Here is a 14,010-nt window from a genome sequence, read left to right as displayed (position 1 = left end):
AGGTAAATTAATGGCTTTTCCAAAGAATTTTTTATGGGGCGGTGCAACAGCTGCCAATCAATTAGAGGGTGCATGGCAAGAAGCGGGTAAAGGTATTTCAGATTCAGATATTTGTACTGGCGGTTCGCATACTCAAAGTAAACGAATCACACCAGTGATTGAACCAGATACTTTTTATCCATCGCATGAGGCGATTGATCATTACCATCGTTATCAAGAGGATATTGCGCTTTTTGCAGAGATGGGCTTTAAGGTTTATCGTTTTTCAATTGCTTGGACAAGAATTTTTCCAACAGGTGAAGAAAAGCTGCCAAATGAAGCTGGATTAGCATTTTATGAAAAACTAATTGATGAATGTCTAAAATATAATATTGAACCATTAATTACAATTTCCCATTATGAAATGCCCTTTGCACTGACTGAAAAGTATAATGGCTGGGCAGATCGCCGAGTGATTGAGCTCTATGTTAAATATGCTGAAACATTAATCACACGCTTTAAAGGTAAGGTGAAGTATTGGTTGACCTTTAATGAAATTAACTGTGGTGCAATGCCGTTAGGTAATTTATTGTCGCTAGGTATTTTAAATGAAGGCACCACTGATTTTATGAATCAGGCTGATAAACCACAATTGCGTTTTCAAGCATTACATCACCAATTTGTTGCTAGTGCGAAAACGGTGGCACTCGGTCATCAAATTGACCCAGATTGTCAGATTGGCTGTATGATTGCCTATAGCTTAAGCTATCCTTTGACTTGTAATCCCAAAGATGTTCTAGTCAATCAAAAATCAATGCAAATTTCAAATTATCTTTGTGGCGATGTTCAGGTCAGAGGTGCTTATCCAAGCTTTGCTAAGCGTTATTTCAAAGAAAATCAAATTGAAATCGAATTTGCTGATGAAGACGAAGCGATTTTAAAGGCAGGAACAGTTGATTTTTATACCTTTAGTTATTATATGACCTTCTGTCAGACTGCTGATCCTTCTGAATTAACGAAGGGGAATTTATTTGGTGGTGCTAAAAATCCTTATCTCAAGGCAAGTGATTGGGGCTGGCAAATTGATCCTACAGGATTGCGAATTGCCTTAAATGAAATTTATGATCGTTACCAAGTGCCATTAATGGTCGTTGAAAATGGTTTAGGTGCCTATGACAAGCTAGAGGCAGACGGCACAATTCAAGATGGCTATCGAATTGATTATTTAAAACAGCATATCGCAGCAATGTCAGAAGCGGTTGAGGATGGTGTTGATCTGATTGGTTATACCCCATGGGGCTGTATTGATTTAGTTTCAGCGTCAACCGGTGAGATGGCAAAACGCTATGGTTTTATTTTTGTTGAACGCTATGATGATGGGACTGGTGATTTTTCCAGACGTAGAAAAGCATCATTTGATTGGTATCAGCAGGTAATTGCCAGCAATGGCAGTGATTTAAGTGTTAATAACTAGATATTTATTATAAATTTTAATTAAGGAGGCTGTCAGTAATGGGATTTCCAAAAAACTTTTTATGGGGTGGTGCAACAGCTGCCAATCAATGTGAGGGTGGCTATGATGAAGGTGGACGCGGTTTAGCAAATGTCGATGTTGTACCGTGGGGACCTGATCGTTATCCAATTATCACAGGTGAAATGAAGCATTTAGCATTTGATGATGCGCATTTTTATCCTGCAAAGGTAGCGATTGATATGTATCATCGTTATAAAGAGGATATCGCTCTATTTGCTGAAATGGGCTTTAAGACTTATCGACTTTCAATTGCATGGACACGTATTTTTCCAAAGGGTGATGAGCTTGAGCCTAATGAAGCTGGTTTACAGTTTTATGAAGATTTATTTAAGGAATGCCGTAAGTATGGTATTGAGCCATTAGTGACGATTACTCATTTTGACTGTCCAATTCATTTAATTGAAGCTTATGGTGGCTGGAAAAATCGTAAATTGGTCGATTTTTATGAAAATTTGGTTCGTGTCCTATTTACTCGATACAAGGGGCTAGTTAAATATTGGTTGACCTTTAACGAAATTAATATGATTTTACACGCACCATTTATGGGAGCGGGCTTAGTTTTTGAGCCCGGTGAAGATAAAAAAGCAGCTCAATTTCAAGCAGCACACCACGAATTATTGGCTTCAGCAATTGCGACTAAAATCGGTCACGAGATTGACGCTGAAAATCAAATTGGCTGTATGATGGCAGCAGGAATGTATTATCCGTATTCTTGTCGTCCAGGCGATGTTTGGGCAGCCTATGAAGAAATGCGTGATGAGGCTTATTTAATCGATGTTCAGGCACGTGGTGAATATCCGCGTCACTTTATAAAAAAATTAGAGCGCGACGGTATTGAATTACCAATTCAAGCTGGTGATTTGGAATTACTTAAAGAAAATACGGTTGACTTTATTTCATTCTCTTATTACTCAACTCGAGTTGCTGTTGGTGCGGACAATGATGAGGTTGAAAAAACAAGTGGTAATATCTTTGACTCCATTAAAAATCCATACCTAGAGGCTAGCGAATGGGGCTGGCAGATTGATCCTCAGGGCTTTAGAACAACAATCAATAACCTCTATGATCGTTATCAAAAGCCATTATTTGTGGTTGAAAATGGCTTAGGTGCCGTTGATGTGCCTGATGAAAATGGTTATGTCGCAGATGATTATCGAATTGACTATATGGCGAAGCATATCGCTGCTATGCGTGATGCGATTGACTTGGATGGCGTTGAAATGCTCGGCTATACCTCTTGGGGCTGTATTGATTTGGTTTCTGCTGGTACAGGAGAGATGAAAAAACGTTATGGCTTTATCTATGTTGATCGAGATAATCAAGGTAATGGGACGCTCAAACGAACACCAAAGAAATCATTTAATTGGTATAAGCAAGTGATTGCAAGTAATGGGGAAAATTTAGATAATAATAATTAATACTTGGTATGCTGTATTTGTGCCTAATTCATTCTTGTTTCTGAGAATGAATTAGGCTTTTTGCTTTGAATGAAGAGAGATTGGAATTACCGATTTAACGTTATAGGTATTGTTTTTAGGCATCTGGCATTGTTCCACAGAAACAATGCCCAATTCACGGGAAAGGTGCTGCTTTCGCGCGAATAATCCAATGCCTTCGAGACAGAATGCTGTATTCGATTTCATTTTAATAGTTATTGCTTTATAATGAGTTTTAAATTAAAATTAAATTAGTTTTATTGAAATGTTCTAATTTTAATTATAAAAAGCTTGACAGGAGGAATAACGATGCTTAGACTTGGACGACACGACACGACACGACACGACACGACACGACACGACACGACACGACACGACACGACACGACACGACACGACACGACACGACACGACACGACACGACACGACACGACACGACACGACACGAAAATTAGCTTTTATGATGATAGCTGAATAGATGACTTCACTGAGCGTTTCAACTAATTCACAATTATATATTATTAATTGTGAATTAATTTAGAGCGGTTGGTTTATTAACGTGCCATTAAAAAGAGAAAAGAGATGAGGAAGATGAAGACAATTACAATAAAATGGTACCTATTTTTAAGTGCTTTGACACTATTTTCATTTGGCTTATTGCCAGCGAGTGTCATTGCTGAGACGACTGATACCGATACGCATTTCGCAGTTGACATTATTGAAGCGTCAAATAGTCGGTCAGGTGCCGAAGCAGTCAGCGTGACAGTCAAAAATATTTTCAACCAGCCCGCAACTAATACGGTCGCCAAGGTTGTTTTGCCAGAAAAATTTGCCAAAAGGCTCGGTAAAGCAACGGTCACTGAAAACATCGGCACTTTAAAAGCAGGTGCCAGTCGTCAATTTTTAATCAGGCTTTCTGATGGGTCAATCAAAGTATTGCCAACAACCAGTGAGCAAATCGTTAAAATACTTGCGAGTGTTGGTTTTGTCCTGTTGGCAATGGTGGGACTACTTTTTTACCAACGAAAATTCGCCGCTTTTGGTGTTCTCGCCATTATTTTTGCTGGGACAGCCGTTGTCAGCGCAGCGAGCAGCTATACCCATGAAGCAGTGCATCATCATCAAACGGTCGTTGCTGGTGAAAAGCCGGCATTTAAAACCATCATAGGAGGTGATTTTGAATTGGCAGCCGCTAGTGACAGTACATCAAGTAGCTCATCAGAGAGTTCAGCCAGCTCAACTGATGCGTCATTGCCATCAAATCCAGATAGTTCAACCGATACGATTACTTCATCAAGTCCAGCTGGCAACTCAACTTCGTCAAGCTCTGAAGAAGAACCAGTGCCATCAGAGGAGCAGCCAACCCGACCTGCTGTTAAGTATAAAGTCAGCTTTGACTTGAGCTATGAAACAGAAGCTAGTGCACCGATTGAGCAGAGCGTTGTTAAGGGGAGAAAAGCAAAGGCGCCAATAGCACCAATACGTGAAGGTTATCGCTTTGATGGCTGGTTTGAAGCAGATAGTGAGGTCAGCTTTGACTTTTCAACGGCAATTACAGGTGATAAAACGCTTTATGCCAAGTGGACGGTGGTCTATTCAATTGTTTATCATTTAGATGGGGGAATCAATGCAGAGGATAATCCAACAGGCTACACAAGTGAGAGTGCTGATATTTCCTTGCTTGAGCCAACAAAAGCAGGTGATTTTGCCTTTGTGGGCTGGTATACCGCTGCTGATTTTTCGGAAGCAAGCAAAGTATCTGATGTAGCAATTGCGAGTGGCTCGACTGGTGAGCAGCATTTTTATGCTAAGTTTGAGGCGGCTTATACGGTGCTTTTGAAGAGCTATGACGGCACAGAAACCTTGGAAACGGTCAAGGTGCCTCAAGCAAATCCTGTTTTTTCGATACCAGATCAAGCAAAAGCAAATCATTACTTTTTGGGCTGGGCAACTAGCGCATCTGCTACAAAAGCGGAATCGCTGTACGTACCAGAAGATTATGCTGATGTCAGAACAACACTGAATGTACCAGATCAAAAGTATCTCGGCTATGGTTTGCATGAAGCGCATCAGCTAACGCTTAGTGATAGCTCGACCGTTTTATATGCGGTACATTATCAGAATTTGAATGCGACTGAGACGCCTGATGAGGCAGCACCCACGGCTCAAGAATTTATTTGGGGGAATGCCATTTGGCGCGTCTTGAAGGCAACGGCAAACAATCGGTTAGTGTTGAAGGTCAGTGCCTTGACAAGGTTGGAAACACCAAGTTTGTCGATAAACTATTTTTCTTTTGGCTGGAGTCAGCTGACAGTGGCAAATAGTTCTTCTGATACCTGGTTTAAAGATGGCGTAAATGGTTATGATTATGCTCCAACGGGTTATGCACGAGGTGCAATTGAGGCTTATTACCAAGATGTGATTCCTGAGGTGGCAAAGGCAAATGTTCTATATGTTAATTTGCAAAATCCTACGTACACTCAATATACGACGGGATTAACCATAGATCAAGCTGCTTTTCAGGATCCTCGGTTTACAACTTTATATGATACACGTTTTCAAGCCTTATATTCTAGTGAACCAACTGACGGCTATACCAAGCAGGCATTTGCCCTAAGCTTTGGTGACTTGAATACCGTAATGGATACCGCGAACGTGACCTATACCTGTTCAATAGCTAGTAATCAGCCAGGCCCTTATTTTATCGGTCAACCTGCTGCCCTCTTAGATTTTCCCGATGTCAACGATGGATCGTTTAATAGAGAAAATGCTTTTTGGTTACACTCACCAAGCTTATACACTGGCAATGCCTGTTATGTTAATAATGGAGTTATTCGTGATAGCTATATGAAAGATCCATGGGGGTACACTAGCTATTGTGCGATTCGCCCCGCCTTATGGCTTCAACTGACCAGTGACGCGTTCATCGAATAAAAAAAGTGTGCCAAAAGGTGTCTAGTAATGTAGGCAAAGTCTAAGCTTGCGTTGATTAACTTTATCTATTTTTCTATGTCGCTGTGTATTGTTAATGCATTACGAGAATTATAAAAAGAGGCAGGAACTTGTGTTCCTACCTCTTTATGCTTTACTATGTAAGCGCCATAAATGAGCTTAAAACGATTGCACCAATCATCACGATTAGCATTACCCAGACGACAATATTAGTAATTACTTGAAAGGTTGATTTTTTCTTTTTATTCATTTTGTCCTCCTACTTATCATATCCATTATGGCAAAAGATAGTTGATTTGCCTAGCCTATTTATGAAATATTATGACTATGAAATTTAATTTTTTGCTGATATAATTTGAGTAAAGGCTAACAGCTTCATTGAAGCGGATTGTGGGGGATGGTATGAAAGGCAATAAAATCAATCAACGATTGGTAACTGAAGCTTTATTATTAGCTTCAGGCTATCGCAAATACACGGGTGAAAAGCTGGACATCTATTATTCATCAGAAATTTGTGCACACATTGGAAATTGCGTTCGTGGCAATCCCGTGGCTTTTCAGGTTGGACGTCGACCATGGATTATGTCAGATAAGGGTGAGTGTGAAGCAACAATGGCTGTGGTTAATTCTTGTCCAACGGGTGCGCTTAAATACATAGTAAAAGAGTAGTGGAGGTTATAATGACAAATCATTTAGATCTAGAATTTCGCCAAACGCCGAATCGTTTAGTTCTATGGGCAAATCAGACACTTGCACTAGGTGAAATTACTTGGGAGCTAGCAGCTGATGTGATGACAATTAATCATACCTTTGTTCAGCCAGAATATCGAGGTCAGGGCATTGCGGAAGAGCTGGTGGCTGAAGCGGTTGAAATTGCTCGGGAAAATAATTATCGAGTAGTGCCACTTTGTCCCTTCGCCAAAAAAGAGTTTGAACGAAAAATAGAATATCAAGATTTGCTGTAAATAGTGTCAATATGATTAAGCAAAGAGTAAATTATCGTTTTATTTATTCGTAAAATATGATATAGTTAAAAAAGCGAATTTTTAAGTGGAGGAAAAAAGTGATTAATTTCTTAGTAGGCGTATTGGTCGTCCTTTCAATAATTATAGTGATTTCAATTTTAATGCAACCTAGTAAACAAAATTCTGCAGCAAGTGCTTTCACTGGTGGTGCAGATCAGTTATTCGGTAAACAAAAAGCGCGTGGCTTTGAAGCAGTCATGCAAAGGACAACAGCAGTATTAACTGGTGTTTGGTTATTAATTGCTTTTGTTGTTGTATTTTTATCATCAAATTAGTTGAAGGTTGGGCTTTTTGCTCAACTTTTTTATTTATAGGAAAAGAGAGTTATGAAAATCAATCAAACAATTATTAAATATTTAAAGAGCCAGAGCAAGCAGAGCGTTTCAATGGAAAAGCTAGCAATTGATTTAAAGCTAAATAAGGCTAATGATTTTAAGCAGCTTGTACAGGCGGTTGCTAATTTAGAGCGAGATGGCAAGGTAGAATTTAAAGCAAATGGTAAAGTCGCACTTGTTCAAAAAAGAATTCATTTGACAGGTACCTTTAGGGCTAACCAAAAGGGCTTTGGATTTATTTCAGTTGATCCAGAGGAGCCTGAAATATATGTTGCCAAGGAGCACACGATGTTTGCTATGGATGGTGACCAAGTTGCGTTTGTGATTATTGGACCCGCGAACACCTTATTAAATCGTGGTGCAGAGGGCGAAATCACAAGTATTATCGAGCGTAAGGTCACTAAGATTATTGGTATTTTTTCTAAATACCCACAAGAAAAGGTTAAGGCAACAGATTTAGCTGGCACGATTAAATCAAGAAATCGTAAGCTGCCGTATCTTGCTTATGTTGAAAATGAAGGTCTAATACCAGAGGATCAAAGCTTGGTTAGTGCAGTAATTACCTACTATCCGGATAAAGCATTTCCGAATAGCTTGCAAGTGAAGGTGACGGAGGTACTGGCGGCAAAGGATACTAAAGGTATCGATGTTTTAGAAATCTTAGAATCAATGTCAATTCCGATTCAGTTTCAGCAGTCAACGATGTCAGCGGCTGAAAAGGTACCTGAAGCTCCCGATGAGGCTGAATATAAAAATCGTTTGGACCTTAGAGCCTCACAAATCGTGACAATAGATGGTGCTGATGCTAAGGATTTGGATGATGCAGTTCAGGTTAGTCGTTTAGAAAATGGCAATTTTGAGCTTGGTGTTCATATTGCGGACGTTTCTTATTATGTTAAAGAGAACGAAGCACTTGATAAGGAAGCCTTTGAGCGCGGGACAAGTGTATATGTAACGGATCGTGTTGTACCGATGCTCCCTGAACGTTTATCGAATGGCATCTGTTCGCTTAATCCGAGAGTGCCAAGATTAACAATGACCTGTTTAATGGAAATTGACCGACAGGGACAGGTTGTACGTTATCGCATTGATGAATCGGTGATTGAAACAAATGAACGCATGACCTATGATGATGTCAATGCGATATTTGAGGGCAATAGTGAGCAGCTTGAACGCTATCAAGAGCTTGTGCCAATGTTTAACGAAATGAAAACTTTGCATCATATTTTAGAAAAAAAGCGTCAAAATCGTGGTGCCTTAAATTTTGATACTTCTGAAGCTAAAATTATTGTGGATGCTGATGGCACGCCCGTAGATATTAAATTACGTGAGCGTGGCACGGCTGAGCGGATGATTGAATCATTCATGCTAGCTGCTAATGAGACGGTTGCAGAGCATTTTTCCAAAAAACAGCTCCCCTTTATTTATCGTATTCATGAGCATCCTAAAATGGAAAAATTAACTCGATTTTTCAATTTTGCCAGTATGATGGGTGAGACGGTCAAAGGGACTATTTCTAAGGTCGATCAACACGAGCTACAAAGCTTTTTAGAAAATATCAAAGGTAGTGAAAGTGAAGTTGTTTTAAGCACGATGCTATTAAGAAGTATGCAACAGGCGAAATACGCCGAGCACAATGAAGGACACTTTGGCTTGGCTGCTGAATTTTATACACACTTTACTTCACCAATTCGCCGTTATCCAGATTTAATTGTCCATCGAATGATTCGATATTATAAAACACACCAGAAATCGACAATAGATATGGAAAAGCTGACCGAAAAATTGACAGCAATTGCGCTTCAATCAAGTCAGCGCGAGCGTCGATCGGTCGATGCGGAGCGCGAGGTCGAAAAGATTAAAAAAGCTGAGTATATGGCGAATCGCATTGGTGAGGCCTTTATCGGAGTTGTTTCAAGTGTGACTCGCTTTGGCTTCTTTGTCGAATTGCCCAATACTGTTGAGGGTATGGTTCATATTAGTAATTTAAATGAATATTATAATTATCAAGAGCAGGCGCTGAGCTTAGTTGGTGAAAAAACAGGTCGAGTGATTAAGATTGGTCAAAAAGTTAAAATAGAACTTATCAAGTCTGATGCTGAAACAGGTGAAATTGATTTTAAATTCATTGAGCAAGAGGTGCCACTTTTCATTAAGCCTGATTTAAAAGCTAAAAAGAGTCAGCGTAAAGCTGATAGTAAGACTAAGGAAAAAAGAAAAACAAGTCAAAAAACAGCACAGCCTTTCTATAAGAAGGCAATGAAAAAGAAAAAAGGGCGTGGCAAAAAATGAAGGTTGCTGTGATACAACATGTTTCATTTGAAGGTCTCGGTTATCTAGAGGAATGGCTTATTAATAATAATCATGAATTATTATTAATAAAAATATTTGAGGAGCCTACCCTGCCTAATCCAAGCGATTTTGATTACCTGATTATTTTAGGTGGTCCGATGAGTGTTAATGATCAGGAGGCTTGGCTATCTGAAGAGCGTCAGTTAATTAAAAGGGCGCTTGAATTGAATCTACCAATATTTGGTATTTGCCTAGGTGCACAGCAGCTTGCTAAGGTTTTGGGTGCTGAAATAATACCGACTCCAAAGGAGGTCGGTTGGGGACAAATTAATATTTCGGCGACTTTGACTCTAAGTACAGCTAAATCCTATCAGGTTTTACATTGGCACAGCGAAGGCTTTACTTTGCCAGAGCAAGCGGAATTAATTGCCCAAAGTCAGAGCTGGAGGAATCAGGGCTTTCGTTATGACAGAGCCATTGGTTTGCAGTTTCATTTGGAAACCAACGCTGAAACACGTCAAGAATTATTGAAGCATGATGCGCAGTTTATTAAGGACAATGTTTTAAATCAAACAGAAGAAAAAATATTAAAGCATTCAATAGAGGCTGCCAATAAAGAGCTGCTTTTTGACTTATTAAATTCAATTGTATAGAAATGGGGTAGTGAATTGCCTAAAGGAGAAGGGCGCTTATTAGCGCAAAATAAAAAGGCGAGGCATGATTATGAAATTCTAGATACGCTTGAAGCGGGTATCGTTTTGCAGGGTACTGAAATAAAATCAATTCGTCAAGCAAAAATCAATTTAAAGGATGGCTTTGCGCGTATTAGAAATGGTGAAGTATGGCTTTCCAATGTGCATATTTCACCCTATGAACAGGGTAATATTTATAATCATGATCCCGTTCGTGCTAGGAAGCTTTTATTACATCGAAAGCAGATTGATAAGCTAGCAAATGAAATGAAAACAGCTGGGACAACGCTTGTTCCTTTAAAAGTCTATATTAAGGATGGCTATGCTAAGGTGTTGATTGGTTTAGCACGAGGAAAAAAACAATACGATAAGCGAGAAACGCTTAAGCGTAAAGAGCAAACACGTGAAATTGCTCGCGCAATGAAAGCCAAAAATAGATAAAAGCTAGCTTAATACTGAACCAATTCGGCTCAATATTAAGCTAGCTTTTTTTATAATAAAATTAATTAATGCGATTTAAGAGCTGCTTGGTGATATCTGTAAGTGTTTCCTTTGTTTTTTCATCGTTTTCAGGTAATTTTTTGATAATATTCAAAGCATTTTCAGTGTATTTATTTGCCGTTGCTTTTGTTTGCGCTAAAGCATCTGTTTCATGAATAATTTTTTCAATTACAGTAACATCATAGTCAGTCATTGCTTCTTTTTTTCTAAGGATAGCTGCCAGCTCTGTTTTTTTGGATTGGAGTGCGAGTAACAATGGCAGGCTGTATACACCCTGCTTCATGTCTTCTAAAACAGGCTTGCCAATCACTTTTTCAGTCTGGGTGTAATCTAAATAATCATCAATAATTTGGAAAGCGATTCCAATATTTTTGCCAATTACTCGTGCTTGGTTGGCTAGCTTCTCTGAAGCGCCACTCTCAATGGCACCAATCGCTGAGCTTAAAGAAAAAAGCTCAGCAGTTTTGCCCGAAATATTTTCTAAATAATCCTCAGGCGTTTGCTCTAGCTGGTAACGAAAATCCATTTGACCAAGCTCACCATCAAGGATTTTTTCCATGGATTGGGAATGTAATTGTAGTGATTTTAAATTATCAGAATAATTCGCCATTAGCTTGAAGGTTGTTACAAATAAATAATCACCAGCGTAAACGGCCACCTCTTCGCCAAATTGATGGGCAATTGATGGTAAACCGCGACGCGTTTTGGATTTGTCGATAATGTCATCATGAATCAAGGTTGCTGTATGGAGCATTTCGACTGCGGCAGCAAGGGCAATTTTTTTGTCCTCATCTGGTGTACCAAATTGTGAAAATAGCAGCTGGTAGGCAGGACGTAGCATCTTGCCACCTTGATTTAACATTTCTAAAATTGCTGATTCCACAGATTTATTCTTAATATTTAAGTTTTTTTCCATGAGTTTCTTTGTTTGATTTAATTCATTTTTTAATTTTGGGTAGGGTTTCCAAATCGGATGCAAGATTATCTCCTTTTACTTTAGCCAAGAACTATTGGCATGAAAGATTAGATTCATTTTTTTGAGTTGTTTAATGCGGGTCAAAAGAAAATTGCCAGCAATACCATTTAAAATGCCAGCCATAATACCTAGAATTGATAAAACTGGTAAGTAAAGCATGACCGACCACGTTTGGGCAATTAGGCTGGCGACTGCCAACTGGCCGACATTATGAAAGAAGCCGCCAATTGAGGAAATACCAATGACACTGACTCTTTTAGGACCAAGCTGCTTGACGAGTAGCATCGCAAGATAGCTCAAGGTAGTACCAGCAAAGCTGTATAAAAAGGTTGAAGCGCCACCGAGTAAAAGCGTTGAGACTAAAAGCCGGGTGATTAGGAGTAAGACTGTATTTCTTTTTGGGAGGCTAAATAAACAGACAACGGTCACTAAATTGGCAAGTCCAAGCTTTGCACCAGGTGCAAAAGCGAAGATTGGTGGGAACATGCCTTCAATAACGCTAATCACGGTAGCAATTGCTGCCAAAATGGCAGTGTATAATAAAATTTTTAAACGATCCATCAGTAGACAACCTCGCCATCGTTTGTTTCCGCATTATTTTTGATTTCGATCACCAGCTTATGTGGCAAACAGACAATTGTCTCACCAGATTTTTTGATCCAGCCCCGTTTGATGCAAATCTGATCACCGCAGTTTGCTTCCTTAATTCTGATTTGCTGATTTTTTACTTCAATCAGATTGTAGTCGCCATCATCCGCGACATAACGATAGTTTGAGGCTTCGTTTTGACTCAAATCAAATTTTTTTATTAATTTACCATCAACCCTTAATTCAGCCCAAACCTCATTGCCAGCAGAATTTGTATTTCTTAATATGAAAAGGGGTAAAAAAGAACCAATAACAAGTATTGAGACAATTAAAAAATCGAATGGTTTTAAATTTAAGTATTTTGAGATTTTTTTCATAAATGCTCTATTTCTACACTGACACCAAAGTGATCACTAACAATTGGTGTTCTGTGATTATCAAAAACAACTTCATACGATTTAGCTGTTAGCAGGCTATTATAAAAAACAAAGTCGATTCTGCGTGCCTGTGTATTATTTACCCAGCCAGCGATTGATTCTGTAATTGTATTACGACCTATTTTTTCCCTTGCTTCATGAAAGCTATCCTGAAAATGATTTGAAATTAAATGGTAGCTTTCATCCTTAATATCATCAGGTGCATTAAAGTCACCCATGAGAATAATCGGTCCACTTTGCGACTCAATGTCAGTAATAAGCCTGTGCCATTCATCTGGAAAACCATTTGCCCACCAAGACGCATGGCAATTGTAAAAAGTATAGCTTTGCCCAGCTATTTTAGTTTTTAAGCGAATTGCCTTTCTGGTTAAAAATTCAAAATCATTGAAAGGTGTGGTAATAATCTCCGCTAATTCAATAATTGGGGTCTTAACTAAAAAGGATAGCCCCTCTTGATATTTATTAAAGCCTCGATGTGCGATGTGATAGGTGAAATAGTATTTTTGGCCTAACCCTTCGATTTCTCGTTGCAAAAGCAAGGCAAAATTATCCTCATGTAAAGTCGACTGACCCCCATATGCTGTGATTTGCTCAAGCTCAGCCGATTGGATTAGCTGATTGACCTCCTGTAAAGCGATTAGGTCATATTCATTATTAATAATTTCTTTTGCAATCGCTTTTATTTTATCACGTTGATTAGCTTCTAGCCAACTATGCGTGTTTAAGGTTAAAATTTTCATGAATTACTATCTCCAATACTTATAAAAAATTTCATTTAAATGCTAGTTATTTTACTATTTTGTCTGTTTGCCTGAACAATCATTAATTATAAGGTGCTTTCAGTTAAACATTAGTCTGTTTATTGGATTAAATTAAGAATTGATGGGGTTGGAACAAAAGTCTTAAACCCTGTTGTAATATCTGTAATTTACGGAGACAATGCGACAATGACTAGTCAACGCCTAAGCGAGCTTCAGCTTTTGCGTATTTTTTCTCTAATTTCCTAAACGCTGGTCATTGAAGCTAGATTGCCTAAAAAGCGTAAACGGCTTGCTTTGAAAGTTGAGCATAAGACTGAAAATCAGACAGAAAACGTCTGACTGAATAAACGAATGACTCGTCTATTTTTCACAGTTTTAATCAGAGATAGAAAGCACCTTGCTTGACGTGCTTTCTCTCTTAAAACTGTTTAAATAGATACGTCATCCGGTCAGACAGAAAACGTCTGACTGAATAAACGAATGACTCATCTATTTTTCATAGT

At 38.8% G+C, this 14,010-nt stretch carries 14 protein-coding genes; 9 read left to right on the top strand and 5 right to left on the bottom strand.

Going from position 1 to position 14,010, the window contains the following annotated elements; all coding sequences use genetic code 11:
• The first annotated feature begins 10 nt into the window (after nucleotides 1–10).
• The 3 genes from HOY35_RS08100 (at nucleotide 11) to HOY35_RS08090 (ending at nucleotide 5,882) form a co-directional block, all read left to right on the top strand.
• Nucleotides 11–1,453, top strand: a complete 1,443-nt coding sequence (locus HOY35_RS08100) for a glycoside hydrolase family 1 protein (protein WP_172211893.1) — start codon at nucleotides 11–13, stop codon at nucleotides 1,451–1,453.
• Nucleotides 1,454–1,491: 38 nt separating this feature from the next.
• Nucleotides 1,492–2,931, top strand: a complete 1,440-nt coding sequence (locus HOY35_RS08095; RefSeq protein WP_172211895.1) for a 6-phospho-beta-glucosidase — start codon at nucleotides 1,492–1,494, stop codon at nucleotides 2,929–2,931.
• A gap of 599 nt (nucleotides 2,932–3,530) precedes the next feature.
• Nucleotides 3,531–5,882, top strand: coding sequence for an InlB B-repeat-containing protein (locus HOY35_RS08090; protein WP_172211897.1), 2,352 nt, complete (start codon nucleotides 3,531–3,533; stop codon nucleotides 5,880–5,882).
• A gap of 154 nt (nucleotides 5,883–6,036) precedes the next feature.
• On the opposite strand, the gene HOY35_RS08085 is transcribed toward HOY35_RS08090, so the two are convergent.
• Complete coding sequence (locus HOY35_RS08085) at nucleotides 6,037–6,150, bottom strand: DUF4044 domain-containing protein (RefSeq protein ID WP_172211899.1); 114 nt, start codon at nucleotides 6,148–6,150, stop codon at nucleotides 6,037–6,039.
• 152 nt (nucleotides 6,151–6,302) lie between these two features.
• Between HOY35_RS08085 and HOY35_RS08080 the strand changes: the two genes are divergently transcribed.
• From HOY35_RS08080 to smpB, 6 genes are all read left to right on the top strand, one after another.
• Complete coding sequence (locus HOY35_RS08080) at nucleotides 6,303–6,569, top strand: (4Fe-4S)-binding protein (RefSeq protein ID WP_172211901.1); 267 nt, start codon at nucleotides 6,303–6,305, stop codon at nucleotides 6,567–6,569.
• Between the two features lie 11 nt (nucleotides 6,570–6,580).
• Nucleotides 6,581–6,865: a GNAT family N-acetyltransferase gene (locus tag HOY35_RS08075; protein WP_172211903.1), complete on the top strand. Its 285-nt coding sequence runs from the start codon at nucleotides 6,581–6,583 to the stop codon at nucleotides 6,863–6,865.
• 98 nt (nucleotides 6,866–6,963) lie between these two features.
• Complete coding sequence (gene secG, locus HOY35_RS08070) at nucleotides 6,964–7,200, top strand: preprotein translocase subunit SecG (RefSeq protein ID WP_172211904.1); 237 nt, start codon at nucleotides 6,964–6,966, stop codon at nucleotides 7,198–7,200.
• Nucleotides 7,201–7,251: 51 nt separating this feature from the next.
• Entirely contained in the window at nucleotides 7,252–9,552 is a 2,301-nt protein-coding gene (gene rnr / locus HOY35_RS08065) for a ribonuclease R (protein ID WP_172211906.1), read from the top strand.
• An 8-nt stretch (nucleotides 9,553–9,560) separates the two neighbouring features.
• Nucleotides 9,561–10,205: a type 1 glutamine amidotransferase gene (locus HOY35_RS08060; protein ID WP_172211908.1), complete on the top strand. Its 645-nt coding sequence runs from the start codon at nucleotides 9,561–9,563 to the stop codon at nucleotides 10,203–10,205.
• Between the two features lie 15 nt (nucleotides 10,206–10,220).
• A complete protein-coding gene (gene smpB, locus HOY35_RS08055) occupies nucleotides 10,221–10,685 on the top strand; it encodes an SsrA-binding protein SmpB (protein WP_172211919.1) in 465 nt (154 codons plus the stop codon).
• A gap of 61 nt (nucleotides 10,686–10,746) precedes the next feature.
• Here the strand turns inward: smpB and HOY35_RS08050 are convergent, their stop codons facing one another.
• The 4 genes from HOY35_RS08050 to HOY35_RS08035 are packed head-to-tail and all read right to left on the bottom strand — an operon-like array spanning nucleotide 10,747 to nucleotide 13,486.
• Nucleotides 10,747–11,730, bottom strand: coding sequence for a polyprenyl synthetase family protein (locus HOY35_RS08050; RefSeq protein ID WP_172212215.1), 984 nt, complete (start codon nucleotides 11,728–11,730; stop codon nucleotides 10,747–10,749).
• Nucleotides 11,731–11,736: 6 nt separating this feature from the next.
• On the bottom strand, nucleotides 11,737–12,282 hold the full coding sequence (locus HOY35_RS08045; RefSeq protein ID WP_172211921.1) for a Gx transporter family protein: 546 nt from the start codon (nucleotides 12,280–12,282) through the stop codon (nucleotides 11,737–11,739).
• On the bottom strand, nucleotides 12,282–12,686 hold the full coding sequence (locus tag HOY35_RS08040; RefSeq protein WP_172211923.1) for a NusG domain II-containing protein: 405 nt from the start codon (nucleotides 12,684–12,686) through the stop codon (nucleotides 12,282–12,284). The genes HOY35_RS08045 and HOY35_RS08040 overlap by 1 nt, the downstream gene beginning before the upstream one ends.
• The gene (locus HOY35_RS08035; protein ID WP_172211925.1) at nucleotides 12,683–13,486 is read right to left on the bottom strand and encodes an endonuclease/exonuclease/phosphatase family protein; all 804 of its coding nucleotides are present in this window, start codon (nucleotides 13,484–13,486) and stop codon (nucleotides 12,683–12,685) included. The genes HOY35_RS08040 and HOY35_RS08035 overlap by 4 nt, the downstream gene beginning before the upstream one ends.
• Between the last annotated feature and the right edge of the window lie 524 nt (nucleotides 13,487–14,010).

It is taken from the genome of Enterococcus sp. MMGLQ5-1 (genome assembly GCF_013155265.1).
In the GTDB taxonomy this organism is placed as follows: Bacteria; Bacillota; Bacilli; order Lactobacillales; family Streptococcaceae; genus MMGLQ5-1.
The sequence above is the reverse complement of the archived record's forward strand: the minus strand, read 5'-3'. Positions and strand labels throughout refer to the sequence as shown.